10 protein-coding genes are annotated in these 18,109 nt (G+C 69.5%); 2 read left to right on the top strand and 8 right to left on the bottom strand.

Translation table 11 applies throughout. From position 1 onward, the window contains the following. Positions 1 to 188: 188 nt before the first annotated feature. The 5 genes from KZ829_RS06220 to KZ829_RS06200 form a co-directional block, all read right to left on the bottom strand. Positions 189 to 662 carry an SUKH-3 domain-containing protein gene (locus KZ829_RS06220; protein ID WP_220142841.1) on the bottom strand — a complete coding sequence of 158 codons (474 nt, stop codon included), beginning with the start codon at positions 660 to 662 and terminating at the stop codon, positions 189 to 191. A 1-nt stretch (position 663) separates the two neighbouring features. Next, positions 664 to 7,290 (bottom strand): polymorphic toxin-type HINT domain-containing protein, encoded by a 6,627-nt coding sequence (locus tag KZ829_RS06215; RefSeq protein WP_220142840.1) that lies wholly within the window; start codon positions 7,288 to 7,290, stop codon positions 664 to 666. 279 nt (positions 7,291 to 7,569) lie between these two features. Further along, complete coding sequence (locus KZ829_RS06210; RefSeq protein ID WP_220142839.1) at positions 7,570 to 11,817, bottom strand: LamG-like jellyroll fold domain-containing protein; 4,248 nt, start codon at positions 11,815 to 11,817, stop codon at positions 7,570 to 7,572. 375 nt (positions 11,818 to 12,192) lie between these two features. Further along, positions 12,193 to 13,743 (bottom strand): sensor histidine kinase, encoded by a 1,551-nt coding sequence (locus KZ829_RS06205; RefSeq protein WP_220142838.1) that lies wholly within the window; start codon positions 13,741 to 13,743, stop codon positions 12,193 to 12,195. Positions 13,744 to 13,758: 15 nt separating this feature from the next. Next, positions 13,759 to 14,793 (bottom strand): SIS domain-containing protein, encoded by a 1,035-nt coding sequence (locus KZ829_RS06200; protein WP_220142906.1) that lies wholly within the window; start codon positions 14,791 to 14,793, stop codon positions 13,759 to 13,761. A 159-nt stretch (positions 14,794 to 14,952) separates the two neighbouring features. Here KZ829_RS06200 and KZ829_RS06195 point away from each other — a divergent pair, with 159 nt between their 5' ends. Continuing rightward, a complete protein-coding gene (locus KZ829_RS06195; RefSeq protein WP_220142837.1) occupies positions 14,953 to 16,491 on the top strand; it encodes a tetratricopeptide repeat protein in 1,539 nt (512 codons plus the stop codon). An 8-nt stretch (positions 16,492 to 16,499) separates the two neighbouring features. On the opposite strand, the gene KZ829_RS06190 is transcribed toward KZ829_RS06195, so the two are convergent. Next, positions 16,500 to 16,715, bottom strand: a complete 216-nt coding sequence (locus KZ829_RS06190; protein WP_183216955.1) for a biotin/lipoyl-binding carrier protein — start codon at positions 16,713 to 16,715, stop codon at positions 16,500 to 16,502. Positions 16,716 to 16,852: 137 nt separating this feature from the next. Between KZ829_RS06190 and KZ829_RS44810 the strand changes: the two genes are divergently transcribed. Then, a complete protein-coding gene (locus tag KZ829_RS44810) occupies positions 16,853 to 16,927 on the top strand; it encodes a 50S ribosomal protein bL37 (protein ID WP_369752275.1) in 75 nt (24 codons plus the stop codon). A gap of 40 nt (positions 16,928 to 16,967) precedes the next feature. Here KZ829_RS44810 and rsrA read toward each other — a convergent pair whose 3' ends face one another. Both rsrA and KZ829_RS06180 read right to left on the bottom strand, forming a co-directional pair. Next, the gene (gene rsrA / locus KZ829_RS06185; RefSeq protein WP_183216956.1) at positions 16,968 to 17,246 is read right to left on the bottom strand and encodes a mycothiol system anti-sigma-R factor; all 279 of its coding nucleotides are present in this window, start codon (positions 17,244 to 17,246) and stop codon (positions 16,968 to 16,970) included. A 4-nt stretch (positions 17,247 to 17,250) separates the two neighbouring features. Then, positions 17,251 to 18,054 (bottom strand): sigma-70 family RNA polymerase sigma factor, encoded by an 804-nt coding sequence (locus KZ829_RS06180; RefSeq protein WP_220142836.1) that lies wholly within the window; start codon positions 18,052 to 18,054, stop codon positions 17,251 to 17,253. Positions 18,055 to 18,109 lie beyond the last annotated feature (55 nt).

Genomic DNA, 18,109 nt, shown 5'->3' with positions numbered 1-18,109 from the left:
TCGGCTAGCCTCTCACGCCCAGCGATTCTCGGCCAGCACGGTCCAGATTTCGGGAGTGTGTCAGGTAGCACAACGCCAACACCTTGTAACAACTCACACCTAAGCTGCCGAGCCCGTTCTCGACGCGGTGATCGGGCACCGGCGCGGCTCCCCAAGGGAACCGCGCCGGCACATCGTGAACCTTGCTGTCAGCCCTCCGACCTGATCGTCCGAGGCCGATGGCCCAGGACCAGTCGTCCCACGGCGCGCGGTGCCGGCCCGTAGGTTGCGAGCCAGCTGCTCACCAGGTAAACGACCGACTCCTCGTCAATCGCCAGATGAAACATCTCCTGCTTGATGGAGCCCACCGGGAACAGCGATCGGCCGATGTCCGTCCCCCAGTCGGCGAACCGTCCCTCGTCCCCCAAAGCGTCTGTCGGATCGAACTCGAACGCCTCACGCCCTCCGGGCCCTGGGTCTGGACCAGCCACCTCGACCGTGAGCCCTCCGAATTCGGACAGGAACCGCTCGGCCGCCGGGTGCATCGAGATCTCCGACCCCGGCCCCGGACGCCACCGATCGACATCGACCGACCGGCCGGGATACCAACCGGCCCGGCGCATGATCTCCTCAACATCTTGGGGAAACCGGTACGGGTGAGCGTCGCCCCTGTTCACAGTCATCTCACAGCCACTTCGTCAACCAATTAAGATCGAAATAGCGGGAAAGTACCCTACAACTGCGGCACGGACCCGCTGGCTGCTTGTGTGACGGATGATCCTTGTTGTTGTGAACGCTGTAAGCAGCCACCTTCGCGCCTCGCGGATCCAGGCCCCGGTCGAGAGCGTCGGACAGGCATTGCGGCAACCCGCATTGCCCGTGGCCGTTGCTCCGCTGCTTGTTGCGCTTGGGAATGAAGTCCAGTACCCGCTGCACCTGGGGGTGAAGCTTGGGCATGGCACCCTTCACGCTGGTCTTCGAGATGACCTCGATCGTGAGGTCGTCGAGCGTGATCTGAATCGACTCCGCCATCGACGGCCTCGTCTTACGGGTGAGGCCTTCCTGCGCCTGGGTGTCGTCGGCCAGTTTCTGGGCCGCGGCGATGACCGGGCACGCTTCCGGATCGGCGCCACCCTGGTTGTGCACCAGGAGCTGCTCGTCGCCGACCTCGACGAAGTACGTGTGAATGTCGTCGACGGTCAGGTTGTAGACCGTGGCGACGGCGTCGTACGCGGCGACGTCCAGCACCGTGACACGCGAACCGTCCGGCCGGAGCAGGCTCTGCCCCGGCTGGAGCCGCTCGGCGCTCAGCCACTTCCGCTCGTCGTCCACCCAGAACGGGTGGCCGTCGGTAGCCGTGACCTTGCCGTCCGACTCCCCGTCGGCGTCGGCGTCGATGCTGATCTCGACCAGTCGCTTGTCACCGGAACCGATGATCTGGGCGGTCACCGGACGCGCGCCCGACTCCCCGGTTTCCGGGTCGGCGGCCCACACCACGTCGTCGATCGCGATGTCCTCGATCGGCTTGTAGCTGCCGTCCGACATCAGCACGCGTGTCCCGGGAACGAAACTGTTGCATCCCTTGGGCGGTTCCGCCTGTTTGACAGCGCTCTTGACCGCGCTGGCCCCCCGGGCGGCGGTCTTCGCCTGGCGGACACCCGGCACCATGCCGGCGATTCCCATCGCGCAGCCCGCTACGTCGCCACCGACACAGGACTTCGCGGTGTCGATGGCACCGGCCACCGCCGCGACCGCACCGGCCGCCGCGGCGACGACCTGCGCCGGGGGCGGCAGGACCGCGGCGACCACGGCCACCGCTCCGGCGACGTCCGCGATGGTCCCGGCGTTGTCGACCACGGCCTTGGCGGCGGTGGTGGCGGCGCTCGCCACCGAACTGGCGGCCTTCTGGATGCCGTTCTTGATGGAACCCCAGAACAGGCCGTCGGGGTCGGAGAAGGTGGTGGGGTTGTTGTTGGCGTACGCATACGGGTGCATGCGCTGCGGGTCGTACTCGTCGATCTCCGGGTCGACGGAGATGAACGCGCCCAGCCTCGGGTCGTAGAACCGCGCCCCGAGCAGCGTCAGACCGGTGGGATCACCGACGCCGCCGACGAATCCGCGCTGCCCGGCGGGCCACTGCGGCGCGGTGGTTCCGCTGCGGGGGTTGCCGTACGGGTCGTTGTACTTGACCGTCTCCACACGGGTGACCGAGTTGACCGCCCAGGTGGCCGATCCCTGCGGATCAGCGCCCAGCCAGATGATGTCGCCCTTGCGGGTGGTGGTGTCGGTCCGCGACGCGACGGTGTCACCGGCGTGCTCGTAATAGCGGGTGGTGTTGGTACCGGCGGCGCCAGCCGAGTTGTACTCGTGGCCGTAGACGAAGACGCTGGCCGCGCCGCCCGGGTCGATGCGGGCGATCCGGTTGCCGTCGACGTCGTACACCATGGTGGTGTCGCCCTCCGGCGCGCTGATCTTGGTCAGCTTGCCGTGCGGGCTCCACTCGAACTTCTCGCTGCGGTCACCGACCTTGCGGTACTCCAGGTCACCGCGCTCGTTCCAGTCGTAGTGGTCGACCTGGTCGCCGGTGGTGACGGTGCGTACCGCGGCGGAACCCGCCTCGTAGCCGTAGTCGGAGGTCTTGCCGCTCAGGTGATCGGTCGCCGACGTCCGCGAGCCGTACTGGTCGAATTTCCAGGACTGCCAGTACGGGGCCTTGCCTCCGACGGTGCCGGGGTCGGCCGTGCCGCAGGTTTCGGCGGTCTGTGACCAGGCGTCGGTGAGGCGGCGCAGGTGGTCGTACCGGAAGCACTGCACGTCCTCCTGGCCGGACCGCACGTTGCCGTCGGCATCGAGCGGCCGGTTGTCCATCGAGAGCACGTTGCCGGCGTCGTCGTAGTCGTACTTGAGCGCGGCGACGTTGGGCACAGTGCCGTCACGGTCGAAGTAGAACTCCTGCAGACGGCGGGTGACGTCGTCGTAGACGTAGTTCTGGTACGCCTGCGGCTTCTCCCCGACGGGGGTGCCGAGCCACCGGTTGAGCAGCTCGCCGTAGGGCGAGTAGGTGCTCCGGTCCACGTAGGTGCGGACCGTGCCCGACGGCGAGGAGGTGCCCGCCAGCTTGACGACGTTACCCAGGTCGTCGTACGTGCGGGTGAGGGTCTCCTTCTCCATCGAGCCGACCTTGGGCAGGCTCGACCGGTACAGCATGCCGTTGGTCGTGTACGTGTGCGTGGTGATGTACTTGCCGGCCAGCGCGGTCAGCCCCGGCATCGCCGGGATGACCGACTCCTCGTCGGCGATCTGGTAGGCGTCGTTGTACAGGTAGATCTGCCGGGTGAACGCGTGCCCGTTCACGATGGACGAGGCCTTGGTCAGGTGCCCCTTGGCCACGGAGTCGTACTTCCATTCGGCCGCCAGGACCCCGTTGAAGTACCGCTCCTTCTGCCGGCCCAGATCGTCGTACTCCGTCGTGACGACCTGGTCCTCGTCGTCGACCGACTTGATCACGTCGTCGGCGTTGTTGTACTCGACGTTCGTGACACCCTTGTCCGGGTCGGTCGTCTTGACCTCACGGCCCCGGAGGTCGTACTCGTACTTCCAGGTCAGGCCGCCCTTGACGACCGTCTCCAGATCACCGCGCGACGTGTACGTGTACTTCGTCGCGTCGAAGGCCCCCTCCGGGCGCGGTCCGTGGAACTCGCGCTTCTCGATCGTCTCGCCGGTGGCGTTCTCGATCGTCGCGGTCGCCGTGCCGCCCTGCGGCGGTGTGACCGCCACCTGCCAGCCGGCGGGGTCACCGCCGTACGCCGTGGTGGTGCTCCACTTCTTGACGTTCGCCGACCAGAGGCTTTCCTCGACCACTCGGCCCAGCCGGTCGTAGCCGGAGACGAGCCGGGAACGGTCCTCGCCGGGCGTGATCTCCAGGAGCTCGCTGCTCGGCGCACCGACGGCGTAGTTCTCCTCGGACTTGTACTCGACCTGTCCACGGTCGTTGTAGCCGGTGCCGGTGACCAGCCGGGCGGCAGCGCCGTCCTTGGTCTTCAGCGAGTCCTGCTGCTTCTGAACGGACCGGTAGAGCGAATCGAACAGACCCACCTCGGTCAGGTAGTTGCCGTTCGGACCGAGGCGCTTGGTGGTCACCGCCAGCGGGCCGTTGTTGCGCAGCAGGTAGCTGAACTCCATGTTCGGCGTCGCGGACGCCTTGGCCCGGCCCGGCAGCCACACCTTGGTCAACCGGCCCATCGCGTCGTGCAGCAGGTCGGTACGTTTCAGGTTGGCGTCCAGAATCGACGTGGGCACGGCCCACGCCGGGTTCTGGTCGGTCACCACCGCGTGCCCCAGCGGGTTGACCGTCTTGGTCTGGGTGACCGGTCCAGGGCCCGCCGGCGTGTAGTAGGTCCTGGTCACCTTGCCGAGGGCGTCGGTCTCGCTCTCGGCCCGGCCCAACTCGTCATAGCCCTTGCGCACCGTCGTGGTGTAGACCGGTGTGCCGTTCTTCCACTCGTTCAGCGTGTCGACCCGCGTCACCTGGCCCTTGCTGGGCGCGGTGCCGTGCGTCTCGGACTTGTCGTAGTAGGTCTTGACGTCCGAGATGATGTCGGCCGGCCGGGAGACCGGCTCCGTGCACGCCTTCGAGACGGTCTCCTCGCGGGACACCAGTCCGCGCAGCCACGGATCCGAGCTGTTGACGTGCGTCACCCGGGTGCAGGTCTCGTCACCGGGCCGGGCGATGTCGCCGAGCTCGCTGGTCCACTCGACCTGACCCTCGTCGTTGTACTCGGTTTGTGTCTCGGTCTGCTGCCACACACCGGCGGCGATCAGCTTCCGGGACTTCACCACCGAAGGCGCGACGCGGTACGCCTTGTCGCTGCCTCCGGTGCGCTCCCGCTCGGCCGTCTTCCGCACCCAGTACGCGGTAGTACTCGATTCGACCACGCTGTCGCCGTCGAGCGTCGCCTCCTCGAACGGCGAACCGGCCAGCGCCGGGTGGTCGGCGTAGGAGTTGCCGGCCGAGTCGGTGACCTGCACGCTGCGGCTCTTGTCGTCCGGCAGCGGCTGATCGTCCAGGCCCCGGTAGAACCGCTTGCGGGTGGTCAGCACCTTGCCGGTGTCGGCCTGCCCGATCTGGACGGTGACCTGTGCGTACCCACGCCACTGGCTGTAGGTGCGGTGCTTCTTCTTGGTGAACTCGCCGTCGTCCCATCCCCACAGGACGCCGGTGCCGCCACCATCGGTCGAGTAGCTGTACCGGGTCAGGATCGGCGGCTGGTCGGCGGTGCGGTCGTTCTGGGTGACCTCGGTGACGACGTACTTCCGGTACCAGTCCAGCGTCGGCTCGCTGTAGCCGTCCGGTGCCCAGTAGACCGGGTAGCACAGGCGGCTGTTGTTCGACGCGGTCGGCAGGTCATAGGTGTCGCAGTCCGGCTCGGAGTAGTTGACGAAGATGTCCGCGCCCGACTCGGTCCGGATGTTGTTGATCCGGTGCCGCGAGTAGATCGGCACACCCGGCGCCACCTTCACCCGGTTCGGCAACTCGACACCGCTGAAGACGACCGGCGGGTCGGTGATCGACCCACCGACATGGCCGGCGTGCGTGATCGACTTCAACCACAGCGACGCCGACTTCGCACCCTTCGGCGACTTGAACTCCTGATCCAGGGTCCACGACTCGACCGGGTTGAACGTCGAGGCGCCGCTACGCAACTGGGTAGTGATTTTCGTGAGCCGCTTGATCGAGAAGAACACCGGCGCCAGCTTGTCCGTGCACGGCTCCGCATGACACTCCTTGTCCCACGGAATGTCCGGCCAGTTCGCCGCGACCGGCTTGCCATCCTTGTAGCACTCGGCGGCGAAGCAGCGGTCCTCGGTGCTGAAGACGACCTTGGCGGTTGCCGCGACGTCCGGGAACGCGGTGTTCAGGCCGTACTCGATGCGTTCGAGGTTGCCGCCGCGGTCGAACGAGACCCGGTTGTTCTTGTCGGCGACAGCGCCGTAGTGACCCGTCTCCTTCTTGTAGTAGTACCGGGTCATGTTGCCGGTGACATCGATCTGCTTGTCCAGCAGCCAACGCCAGGCCTGCTGACAGGACGAGTCCTTGAACGCGTCGGCGTGGCAGTTCTCGCCGTCGTGGTTGCCGAACACCGGCAGCGTCCACCGGGAGTTGGCCGTCGCGACCTCACTGGCGAAGTAGTGGCGCGTGCCGTCGGCCGTGGTGATCACCCAGTGCTCGGTGGTCGCGTCACTCTTGGTCGCCGGGGCGCCCTCGTACTCGACCTTCCAATCCGACTCCTGCGCAGGCCGCCAGGCACCCGACTTGTCATCCTTGACCAGGGTGGCGTTGGCCCCCTCGAGAGAGACAGTGATGTTCGGGGACTTGCCCTTCCAACACTGGTCGCCGGTCTTCTTCTCCTTGTTGTTCGGGTCCTTTTCGTCAACCTTGCCCAGATCGTCGGCGCACCCCGCGTAGGAACGCTCGATCATGCCGGGCGAGTACTCCCAGCCGTCACCGGCCCAGGAAGCTTGGTTGTTGCGGCCGGCCATCCGGGCGTCGACGCCCTGCGAGGAGTAGCTGAGCGCGACATCCGGCGAGGGCCCCGGCGCCGACGGCACCTTGATCGGATTGGAGTAGTTGAACCCGCCGGAGCTGTCCCCGGCCGTCCACGAGCCCGAAGCCTGCAGGTCGCTGGCCTTGTAGTCGCCCTCACCCGACTCGTCGTCGGCCGAGGCCGTCATGACCGTCGCGCTGCTGCCGGACAGCGACATCGTCGTCGAGATGCTCGGGTTTCCCGCCGGCTTCGTCGCGGCGACCGGCGTCGTGGACTGGCACTCCTGGTTCTGCGGCGTCGTGGCCGCACACGACGGCAACCCGACGAGACGCACCCGGCTGGCCCAGCTGCCGCCGTACAGGCCGGAGAAGCTGCTGTAGTCGATGGTGGTCTTGATGTCACCGGGCTTGTCGCCCTCGACCGCGATCACCGGGCCGCTCACGCCCAGCTTGCGGGACTGGTCCTCGGGCATGACCGAGACGCGGACACGGTCCGGCGCCGGCTTACCCGGCACCGGCTCGACGGTCACCGGGATCGAACCGGCCTTGGCCGAGGCCGACCGGCCGTTCGCGGAGGCCAGCGCGATCTCGACGGTACCGGCCGTCGGCCACCGGCTGTCGGCGGGACCGGTCCAGGTTCCACTGTCGGCGGGCGGCGGCGCGGTCTGAACCCGGACCGTTCCGAAGTCTTTCGCGGCGGCCGCGGGGACGTCCCGCTCGCCACTGAGCTCCTGCGCCACCCAGTGATAGGTAAGGAAGGACGTCACCATCAACGCCGTCACGCCGAGGGCTAACCCGCGACGTTTCGGCGAAAACGCCGATCTATCTTCTGACATTTACGAGAATCTCCGGTTAAAGGTAGAGGGGTGTTTGCCGGGTCGTGGGGGGGGGGGGGGGGGGGGGGGGCGCCCCCCCCCCCCCGCGGGGGGGGGGGGGGCGGGGGGGGAGGGGGCGCGCTGGACGCTTGCGGCGGGTTGTGGGTGGGGGGGGTGGGGGGGGGGGGGGGGGGGGCCCGCCCCCCGCGCCCCCCCCCCACGACCCGGATGTCATGCGTGGGCGAAAGTGCCGAAGAGCTCGGGGTCGACCGTCGACGTCCAAACCCGAACGTCGTCGACGATCCCGCCCAGGTAGTTGGACCGCTGACCACCGGTGGTGGCGGCGCAGCCGACCGTCAGCGGACCCGCCGCGTTCCACGGCGCCGTCGGCGCGGTGGCACCGTCACCCTGCTCGTCGCCGTTGACGTAGAACCGGAACTTCTTGGCCGGCAGGTCGTAGACCGCGGCCAGGTGGGTCCAGACCCCGAGTTCCGGGGCCGCGGTGGAGGCGATCGCGATGTCGGCCGCACCCGTGGTGTCGCCCTGCGGCATCACGAACCGCCACCGGTTTGCGGTGCCGGAGTACTCGAGCCGGAAACCCTGACGGTTGGCGCCCGACTGGGCCACCACGGTCCGCGTACCGGTGGCCTCGTCCAGGACCACCCACGCGGTGACACTGAACGACCCGTCCGTCGGCACGACCGAACCGGCGGTCTGGGCACACGACCCCTCGTCGAGCGACAGGCCCAGCGCGCCCTCACGGCTATTGGCCCGGTCCCGTTCCCAGGTGTAAGCACCCGCGACCGTCAGGTGCCGCCCGTTGCCCGAACGGTCCTCCAGCTCGGTCGGCTCGCCGGACGATTCCGGGCCCTCAAGCGGCCACATGCCCCGCAGGGTCACCGGTGGGTTGCTACCGCGCAGCGCCGTCGCCTCGACATCGGTCAGCGCGCCCCGCCACACCCGGACATCGGTGATCCCACCCCGGAAGTAGTCCGCCGGAACAGCGGCGTACCTGCCACAACCGACGGTCAGCGGGCCACCCGCGACCCAGTTGCCACCGGTACGGGTCACCGACGACACCTTCGTGCCGTTGACGAACAGGCTGATCGTCTTCGTCGTGGCGTTGTACACACCGACCAGATGGGTCCACTTGCCGACGGTCGCCGCGAACGCGTCCGTGGTCGAACCCGCCCACTCCGAGGCGGAGGTCTCGTCGTCGGTCGCCTTCATCATCAGCGCCCAGAACGGCACACCCTGGGCATTCGCACGCGCACCGAGGAACCAGCCGCTGACCCGGTTACCGTCCGCACCGATGATCGTCTGGTTCAGCTTGCTGGTGTCGTCGACTTTCGCCCACACCGCGAGGGTGAACGACTCGTCGCTGCGGACCACCGAGCGCGAGCTGGTCGCGCACCGATCGCCGGTCACGTTCCAGGCTCCGTTCGGCCGCGAGTACTGGTCGCCGACCCACTCCGGAGCCGGCTCCGACGGGACCGGTGGCGTCGTGGGCTCGGTCGTGGGCTCCTCGGTCGGCTCGGCGCTCTCGTCCGGCACCTCGGGGTCGCCCGTCGGTTCCGGGTCCGGGTCGCCGGGGGTACCCGTGTCGGTCGGGTCCGGCGTCGGCTCCCCGGTCGGCTCCTCGGTCGGCTCCGGAGTCGGCTCCGGAGTCGGCTCCGTAACGGGCGGTGCGGGGACGGTGAGGTCGTAGCCATGCTCGCTGGCGTCGTCGCCGTTGCTCCGCATCGCCCACTTGGCCACGATCCCGGCGGGCAGCTCGGCGGCCGACGCCGCGATCTGATCCTTGCTGAGCAGGCCGCTCCAGACGCCGACCTGATCGATGGCGCCGACCATCGATGTGCCGTTCACCGTGGTGTTGGTGCCACCGCAGCCGATCAGGGTACGACCGGTGGCACTCCACGTCGTGGTGATCGCGGCGGTCTTCTCCAGCGTGCCGTTCACGTAGAGGCTGAGAACCTTGCCGACCGGATCGACGGTCGCGGCCACATGCGTCCAGGTGTTGACCGCGGGTGAGGTGTTTCCGGAGGCGACCACCATCCCGGCTCCGGCCACGTCACCAGTGGTGAGGCCGGTCGCCCAGCGGTCCAGCGAAACGTTGTAGCTGAGCACGAACGACGGCTGGTTCGTACCGGTCATCACCATGATCGTCCGGTGCGCGGTCTTGTTCGTCATCTTGACCCAGGCGCCGGCGGTGAAGGCGCCATCACTGCGAACCACCGGGACCGAGTAGGCGCATCCGTTGCCCGCGAGGCTCAGCGCCGCCCCGCCGCGGCCGGCTCGGTCAGCGGTGTAGGTGAGCGCGTCCGTGCCCAGCCACTGCAGATCCTTCTGGTCGGCGTCCTCGGCGAGAGTGCCGTCCACGTCGGTCGTGCCGGAGTCGTCACGCAGGTCGTGGGTGAGACGCCAGAGGGCCATCGGGACGATCGGCGTCACCCGGCCGGTGAAGATGTTGTAGATCGCCCGGGTCGAGGCGTTGCCGGCGTTGTCCCGGGCCCAGACATAGATCTGGGTGCGGCCGCTGTCCGGGGTGAACGTGTGGCTGACCGTGCCGGTGCTGGCCAGGGAGGACTGCTTGGCGTCGACACCGATGCCGAAGTCGAAGCCGGCGATGCCGGAGAGCGCGTCGGTCGAGGTGAAGCTCAGGGTGATCGGCTTGCCGAGCTCGGGCGCACCGGTCGAGGTGCGCGCAATCACCGGAAGCGTCGGTGGCGTGTGATCCTGCCGGAAGTAGCAGTAGGCGGTCCACGCCGTGTTGTCGGCGACGACGTCGTCGGTGCCCTGAACCCGCCACTTGTAACTACCGTCGGCCAGGGCAGTGGTGATCGGGAAACTGGCCTCGCTCTTGGAGTTCACCCAGGGCGACTTGTAGTCGGCTGGAGTGGTCGGGCCGGTCAGGTCGAAGACCACCCGCACCTTGCCGTCCCCGTCGGTGGCCCTGCCGTACAGGGTCGGCTTGCTGTTGTTGATCCACGGACCGGGCGAGGTCTTGTTGCAGCTACCGCCCGGGTTGGATCGGATCGCCTCCGGCGAGGTCGGCTTGAACGCATAGGCCACGATCAGCTTGATCGTGCCCCGCTTGATCTTGACCCAGTGGCCGCCGCTCTCGCTGGGCACCCGCAGACCGAAGGTGATCGTGTTGTAGGGCTTGTTGACATGCTCCAGCACACGGGTCTGCACCGCGGTGGCGTCGAACCGGAAACCGGTCGTCCCCTGATCACAATTGGCGTTCGACTTGACCGTCTTGGTCTGCAACGCGGCGCCGTGCAGCCACTTACCCGACATCCCGTCCCAGGTCGGCGTGTTGCCGTCGATCGCGTTGGTGTGCCACAGGCTCAGCGGCTCACCGGCACACCATCCGGTGTGTGTCAGCACGCCCTCGACACTCGGCTTCGATGTGATCCGCTTGCCGTGCAGCGTACGGATGTCGAACTGCATGTGGGCACGCCAGACGTCCGACGTGTTGTCCCAGTTCGAACCGACCCGCATCACCTCACGCGGGTAGCTGTCACCGGACACCCACTTGGTGTCCGGCTTCAGCTTGCTCACCGGAATCCACTTCTGGTACACCGGCTGGAACGTCGGGTCGATGTAGATCGGATAGGTCGCACCGGACGCGAACAACGCCTCGTCGGCCTTGACCTGCATCTGCCCGTCGGCCACCGACACGTCGACCTCGACCTGGCGAGCCTGCCCGCCAGGTGCCCGGACGGTCGACGGGTCCGCGGACACCGGCGGGGCCGCCGCCTGCACCCCGCTGCGCAGCGTGGTCGCCACCCGGTGATCGGTCCGGTTCGAGTCCCACGCCGAGGCACGCGGCGCCTGCGCCACCACACCCTTCGGGCCCGACAATCGCAGCTCGCCATCCACCTCGGACAATGTGGCGCTGCCACCGACCTGGTACGACGCCTCGCGCACCGCCGGGTTCGCGGCGGCGGCGGGAGTCTTCACGACGAGCACGTGCGAGAAGCCGCCGGCGACCGATCGGACCACCAGATCGGTGCCCGGGTAGACCTCCGGGTAGGTGACCGAGTCACCGGATACGACACCGGCCGGGAGCGGAGCCGGCCAGGAGAGCGTGAAGTCCGCATCACCTTGGCGGTAGACCACGAACGGCCCGGTGCCACCAGCGGAGAACGTCACGTCGGCGGCAGCCGCGGGCCGGAACTTGCCATCGGCGCCCTGTTGCAGCCGGGTGTCGAGGTCGATCCACCGCGAGTCCCGTTTGACCCGTTGGGGCTCCAGGTAGGACTCGAAGGTGAACTCGCCGGACGGAAGCGCGACCGCTTTGGTGGTCTCGCTCGCCGCCTCGTTCACCTCGACCGGCTTACCACAGAGCTGAGCCAGCTTCTGCGCGGCCAGTTCCGTCTGCGCGACCGGGGCGGTATCGGCGACGACGGCGGCCGGACAGGCTGCGGCTTGCGCGGCTTCCGGCGCCAGAAAGGAAATGATAAATGTTGACAAAACAGCCAGCGATGTGCTGGCCGATATCCGGACATGTGTGGATGACACCGAATGGACTCCCGTGAACCGTGCTCAAAGGTTTCGATTGAGCGGGAGCCCGACAGCACAGGTTCGAGGTGACCCGGTAAGCCCCCGCTCGAACGAGTACGTAGCGAGACCGTACGAACACCAACGACAGATGTCAATCTGAATGATCACAATGCCGCGCCGTCCAAGCCGGAATGAGACGAACCCCACCGCGATCCGCTTTGGACCTCGCGGCAGCGTCTGGAACCGGCAAGCTCATCGAGCCGGGTCGACGGGCCGGTGGCGTGCGTCAGGCACTGCCGGCGGGACGGGCACCAGAGCCCGGTCCGGCCACCGCCGGACCCTGACTCAGCGCTTTTCGAGCGGCACCACCAGCACGGCCTCGGTGCCGCCGACGGCCCGGTTGCGCAGCTCGATGCTGCCACGCAGCTCCCCGGTGGCCAGCGCCCGGACGATCTGAAGCCCGAGACGGTTGCTGCCCTCGAACTTGAAGCCGTCCGGCAGGCCGCGCCCGTTGTCCGCCACGGTCACGTGCAGCTGCTTGCGGAACCGGTGCGCGGAGACGACCACCTCGCCGTCGCTGTGGGCCGGGACGCCGGCCTCCTCCTCGTCCTCCTCGGGCTCCGGGAAGCCGTGCTCGACCGCGTTGATCAGCAGCTCGTTGAGGACCATGACCAGGGAGGTGGCGATCTCGGCGGGAAGCACGCCGAAGGTGCCGTCCCGCCGGATCCGGACCGGGGAGCCGGTGGTGGCCACCTCGGTCGCCGCCTGGGCGACCCGGTCCACGATGCCGTCGAACTCGACCGCCTCGTCGCTGGACATCGACAGCGTCTCGTGGACCAGGGCGATCGAGGCGACCCGGCGGACCGACTCCTCCAGCGCCATCCGGGCCTCCGGCGCGTCCACCCGGCGGGCCTGGAGGCGCAACAGCGCGGCCACGGTCTGGAGGTTGTTCTTCACCCGGTGGTGGATCTCCCGGATGGTGGCGTCCTTGGTCATCAGCGCCCGCTCCCGGCGGCGCACCTCGGTCACGTCCCGGACCAGTACGAGGGCTCCGATCGGCACACCGGCCGGCAGCAGCGGCAGCGCCCGGGTGAGGACGGTGGCGCCGCGCGCCTCCACCTCCATCCGGGCCGGGAACTCGCCACGCAGCGACGCCAGGATCCGCTCGGCCGCGTCGTTGCCCTCCAGCGGGTCACCGGAGAGCCGGCTGGCGAGCTTGGCCAGCTCCTCCCCGACCAGGTGCGCGTTGAAGCCGAGCCGCCGGTACGCCGACTGCGCGTTCGGGCTGGCGTAGGTCACCTTGCCGGAGGCGTTCAGCCGGATCAGCCCGTCCCCGACCCGGGGCGCCGAGGTGATCTCGCCGGGCAGACGGGGCGGCGGGAACGTCCCGTCCGCCACCATCTGCGCCAGGTCGTCGGCCGTGGTCAGGTAGTTCAGTTCGAGCTGGCTCGGGGTGCGCGCGGTGCTCAGGTTGGTGTCCCGGCCGATCACCGCGATCACCTCGCTGAGCGCCTCCTCCAGGTCGGTGGCGTCGCGCAGCCGGACCGGGATGGCCTCGTGCCGGGCGGGGGTGTCGCCGTACCAGACCGGGTCGCCCTCCCGCCAGATCCGCTCCTGCGTGATGGCGACGTCGAGGTGCGCCACCTCCGGCCCGCCGACGATCTTGCCGACCTGGTCGTCCTGGTACGCCGTGGGCGCCGTGGTGGGCCGCACCTGCGCGATGCAGAGGAACTCCCGCGGCTGCCGCGGCTCCCCCTTGATCGGCACCCAGAGCAGCAGGTCCGCGAAGGAGAGGTCGGACAGCAGCTGCCAGTCACCGGCGATCCGGTGCAGGTGATCGATGTCGGCGGGGCTCAGGCCGGTGTGCTCTTCGACAAGGTCACGGAGGGTGGACACCGGCCCAGCCTATTTCTAAAGCGTGGTGGTGACCTTCTTCAAACCGCGAGGAGCATCGGGATCTTCGCCACGTGCCAGGGCCAGCGCGAGCGCGAGCCGCTGCAACGGCAGGATGTCGAGCAGCGGCGAGTAGCGCTCGTCGACGGCCGGCACGGCGAGCCGGGCCGAGGCGCCGGGCACGTCGGCGGCGCCGATGGTCACCACGTCGGCGCGGCGCTCCCCGAGCCGGGTCACCACGTCCCGCATCGAGCGGCCGCCCGGGCCGTCACCGACCACCGCGAGCACCGGCACGTCCGGGTCGGTCATGGCGAGCGGGCCGTGCAGCAGGTCGGCGCCGGAGAACGAGAGCGCCGGCAGGTACGACGTCTCCATCAGCTTGAGGGCGGTCTCCCGGGCGGTGGGGTACGCGTACCCCCGCCCGGTGGTCACCAGGCTGGAGGCGAACCGGTAGCGCTGGGCCAGCTCCTCGGCGGACCGGTCGGCGAGCACCCGCTCGGCCAGCGCCGGCAGCTCGGCCAGGGCGGACCGCTCCTCGGCGGGCAGCCGGCCGTCCCCGGCCCGGATCCCCTCGACCAGCAGGAGCAGGGCGAGCAGCTCGGCGGTGTACGTCTTGGTGGCGGCCACCGCCCGTTCGTGCCCGGCCGCCACGTCGACCGACAGCTCGGCCGCCCGCGCCAGCGGCGACTCCGGGTTGTTGGTGACCGCCAGGGTGAGCGCGCCGGTCTCCCGGGCCACGTTGAGCACTCCGGCGAGGTCGGGCGAGCCGCCGCTCTGGCTGACGCCGATCACCAGCGCGCCGGTCAGGTCGGGGCGGGCGCCGTAGAGCGTGATGGCGCTGGGGGAGGCGCTGGCCACCGGCAGGCCGAGCCGAATCTCGGCGAGGTAGGCACCGTAGAGCGCGGCGTGATCGGAGGTGCCGCGGCCGACGAACAGGACGCTGCGCGGCGCCCGGCGGGCCACCTCGGCGGCCACCTCGGCGATGGCGCCGGCGGGCCCGTCCTCCAGCAGCCGCGCGAAACCGGCGGGTTGCTCCGCGATGTCCGCTGCCATCCCCTGGCCTCGCTGTGTCACGATCCTCCCCTTTCACGCGCGCCTTGCGCATTCTGTGCGCAGTCTTGCAAGAAACAGCTTACTAGGTCAAGGTTTCGTGCATGAACGAGCAAACGTGAGGACTGACAACGAGCGGCACTTCCCCTAGGGTCTTCACTCGTGGATTCCCCCTCGGCCCACCGTGACCTCGCGCGTGCTCGTGACGCCCTCGAGCGCGGCGAAACCGCGTCCGCGGCCGGGCACATCGCCGCCGCCCTGGCCCACGCCCCCACCCTGCCCGACACCCACGAGTTGCTCAGCCGGTTGGCGGCACGAGCCGACGGCGGGCTGGACCTGTTCCCGGTGGAGGCGCACGCGCCGGTCGGCCGGCTCGCCGCCCGGGCCCACCTGCTCGCCGCCACCGGGCACCCCGAGGAAGGGCTGCCACTGCTCGCCGCCGCCAGCGGGCACAGCCCGGGGCTGGACTGGGCCGGAGTGCCCTGGGTCGGCGACCCGGCCCTCGGCGCGCGGATCGATCCGGGGGTGCTCGCGCGTACCGTGATGCGGCTCTGCACCGCGGTCGGTGACCCGGCCCCGGCCGGCTCGGTCACCACGCTGCGGCCGTACCTCGAGGTGGTCCGGCACGCGATCGCCGCCCACGGCGAGCACGGCATGCTGCTCGGTGCCGGCTCGGCGCTGGCCCGCCGGCTCGGTGAGGTGCGGCTGGCCGTCGACTGGGCCGGGCGGGGCGCCCGGGCACAGCCGTCCAAGCTCGCCGAGATCTGGCTGGGGTACGCGTACCGCAGCGCCGGCCGGATGCCGGAGGCGCTCGCCGCACTGCGCCGCGCCGTCGCCTACGACCCCGACGACCTCTCGGTGTACGCCGACGTCGCCGCCACCCTGGCCGACCTGGGCAGGCTCGACGAGGCGCTCCGCTGGACCGAACTCGCCCTGGAACGCGACCCGGACTTCGACTGCGTGGTGCACACCGCCCACCGGCTTCGCTACCGGGCCGACGGCGACGTCGCCCACCTGGTCGACCTGGCCGACTTCATCCGCGGCCACCCGGACGACGCCCACGAGCACACCGACCTGGAGGAGTGCTGCCGGGAGACGCCGTGGCTGGGCGGGCTCCCGGCCGGGGCGCCGCTGCCCGCCGGCCGGGCACCGGTCAACGCCGAGCCGTCCGCCGACGCGCTGCACCGCCTGCACCGGATCTCCGGCCCCACCTGGCCGCACCCGCCGGGCGCCTACGACCGGGCGCTGGGTCTGGTCCTGGTCGAGCCGTGGGAACTTCTGGCCCTGCTCGCCCACCCGGAGACCGCCCGCGCCGACCAGCAGAACGGGCTGGAGGTGTGGGCCTGCCTCGGGCTGCTGCACCACGGGGCCGAGGAGCCCTGGCCGGAGTCGAGCCGCCGCCGGCTGCTGCTCGGCCTGCTCGACGGCGAGGTGGACCGGGTGACCCAGGCCGCGCTGTTCGCCCTGGTCGCCTACGCCTGGGTGGATCCGGAGGCCCGGGCCGACGTGGCCGCCGTGGTGGCGGCGCGGCTCACCGAGACCGCCTCCCGGCCGAACGCCCGCGCGGTCGCCGAACTCGCTCTGGCCGCGCCCGCCCTGGACCGGCCGACCCGGGAACTGGCCGCGGCCACCATCCGTGTCCCGGCCGTCCCCCGTCAGCGGGGCCGGGGACGCTCCCTGCTGCGCTGGCGGCGCGACTAGGACGCGCCCTAGTCGATGACGGCGATGAGGTCGCCCTCCTGGACCGTGTCACCCTCGTGCACGGCCAGCCGGGCGACCGTCCCGGTGGTCTCGGCCTGCACCGGGACCTCCAGTTTCATCGACTCCAGGATGACCAGCGTGTCCCCCTGGGTCACGGTGGCGCCGGGTGCGGTCACGACCTTCCACACGTTGGCCCCCATCTCGGCACGGATCTCGTCCGCCATGGCTCGGCCTCCTCGTCCGTCGGCACGGTTCGGTGAAGGTCATCAAACCACGGATCCGACGCGGGTGAGTCCGGTCCGGCCGGACCGGCCCATTACGATCGGCAACGAGTTCCAGCACCACGAACAGGAGACGCGACATGGCCAAGAAGGCTCGCAAGAAGAAGGCCCGTAAGAAGAGCAGCGCCAACCACGGCAAGCGCCCCAACAGCTGAAAAGCGAGAAGGCCCGGCGATCGCCGGGCCTTTCGTCATTTCAGGGCAGGAACTCTTTGGTCTCCGTCTGCACCTCGAGCTGCCCCAGCTTGTGACGCAGCCGGTCGCGCAGCTCGGCCGGCGCCCGCTCGTCGCCGCAGCACCGGCTGACCAGCGCCTTCACGTCGTGCTCGATGCCGAACTCACGCAGGCAGCCGGCGCACTCGTCGAGGTGCTTCTGGATCAGCCGGCGGCGCTCCTCCGAGCACTCCAGGTCCAGGTAGAGGTAGACCTCGCTCAGGACGATCCCGCAGTCGTTCTCATTCTCCTCGGGCTCCATGTCGTCACGCCCCCTGCGGCTCGGAGGTCGCGGCCCGGGTGATGCCCCGGTCCACCGCGTACCGTTCGAGCAGCTTGCGCAGGTTGCGCCGGCCGCGGTGCAGCCGGGACATGACCGTGCCGATCGGCGTGCCCATGATGTCGGCGATCTCCTTGTACGAGAAACCCTCGACATCGGCGAGGTAGACGGCGAGCCGGAAGTCCTCCGGCAGGGATTGCAGCGCTTCCTTGATGTCGCTGTCCGGCAGCCGGTCCAGCGCCTCGGTCTCGGCCGACCGCAGCCCCTGCGACGTGTGCGACTCGCTCGACGCGAGCTGCCAGTCGGTGATCTCCTCGGTCGGCGCCTGCACCGGCTGCCGCTGCTTGCGCCGGTACGAGTTGATGTACGTGTTCGTCAGGATCCGGTAGAGCCAGGCCTTGAGGTTCGTGCCCTGTTCGAACTGGTGGAAGGCGGAGAACGCCTTCAGGAACGTCTCCTGCACCAGGTCCTCGGCGTCGGCCGGATTCCGCGTCATCCGCAGGCCGGCCGCGTACAACTGGTCGACGAACGGCAACGCCTCACGCTCGAAGCGCTCTCGGCGCTCCTCGATCCGCTCCCTCTGGACCACCCTGGACTCTCCCCTCGACCGCCCCGCCGAGGATACGGGTAGAGCCCCTGTGCCGCTCTCGAAAACCGCGGGTGTGCTCACGCTCACCGACGGCGACACCGGCGGAGCCTCGGCCGCGGGCCACTCGGGGGAGCTCAGAAGGCTCCGCACCCGGTTCGCCCCCCGGCCGTCACGCTCGACGCATTCGGTACCGGCACGCACCACAGAACCCCTTCCCGCCGACAAAGTCTCATCCGCTGCAACGCCGGCAAGGGTG

The organism is Actinoplanes hulinensis (genome assembly GCF_019429605.1).
GTDB classification, from domain to species: domain Bacteria; phylum Actinomycetota; class Actinomycetes; order Mycobacteriales; family Micromonosporaceae; genus Actinoplanes; species Actinoplanes campanulatus.
This window is presented reverse-complemented; position numbering and strand designations above follow the sequence as displayed.

Excerpts from the sequence above, each read along its gene's own strand:
- KZ829_RS06220 (WP_220142841.1), bottom strand. The coding sequence starts at position 662 with ATGACTGTGAACAGGGGCGACGCTCACCCGTACCGGTTTCCCCAAGAT.
- rsrA (WP_183216956.1), bottom strand. The coding sequence starts at position 17,246 with ATGGAGCCCGAGGAGAATGAGAACGACTGCGGGATCGTCCTGAGCGAG.
- KZ829_RS06190 (WP_183216955.1), bottom strand. The coding sequence starts at position 16,715 with ATGGCGGACGAGATCCGTGCCGAGATGGGGGCCAACGTGTGGAAGGTC.
- KZ829_RS06200 (WP_220142906.1), bottom strand. The coding sequence starts at position 14,793 with ATGGCAGCGGACATCGCGGAGCAACCCGCCGGTTTCGCGCGGCTGCTG.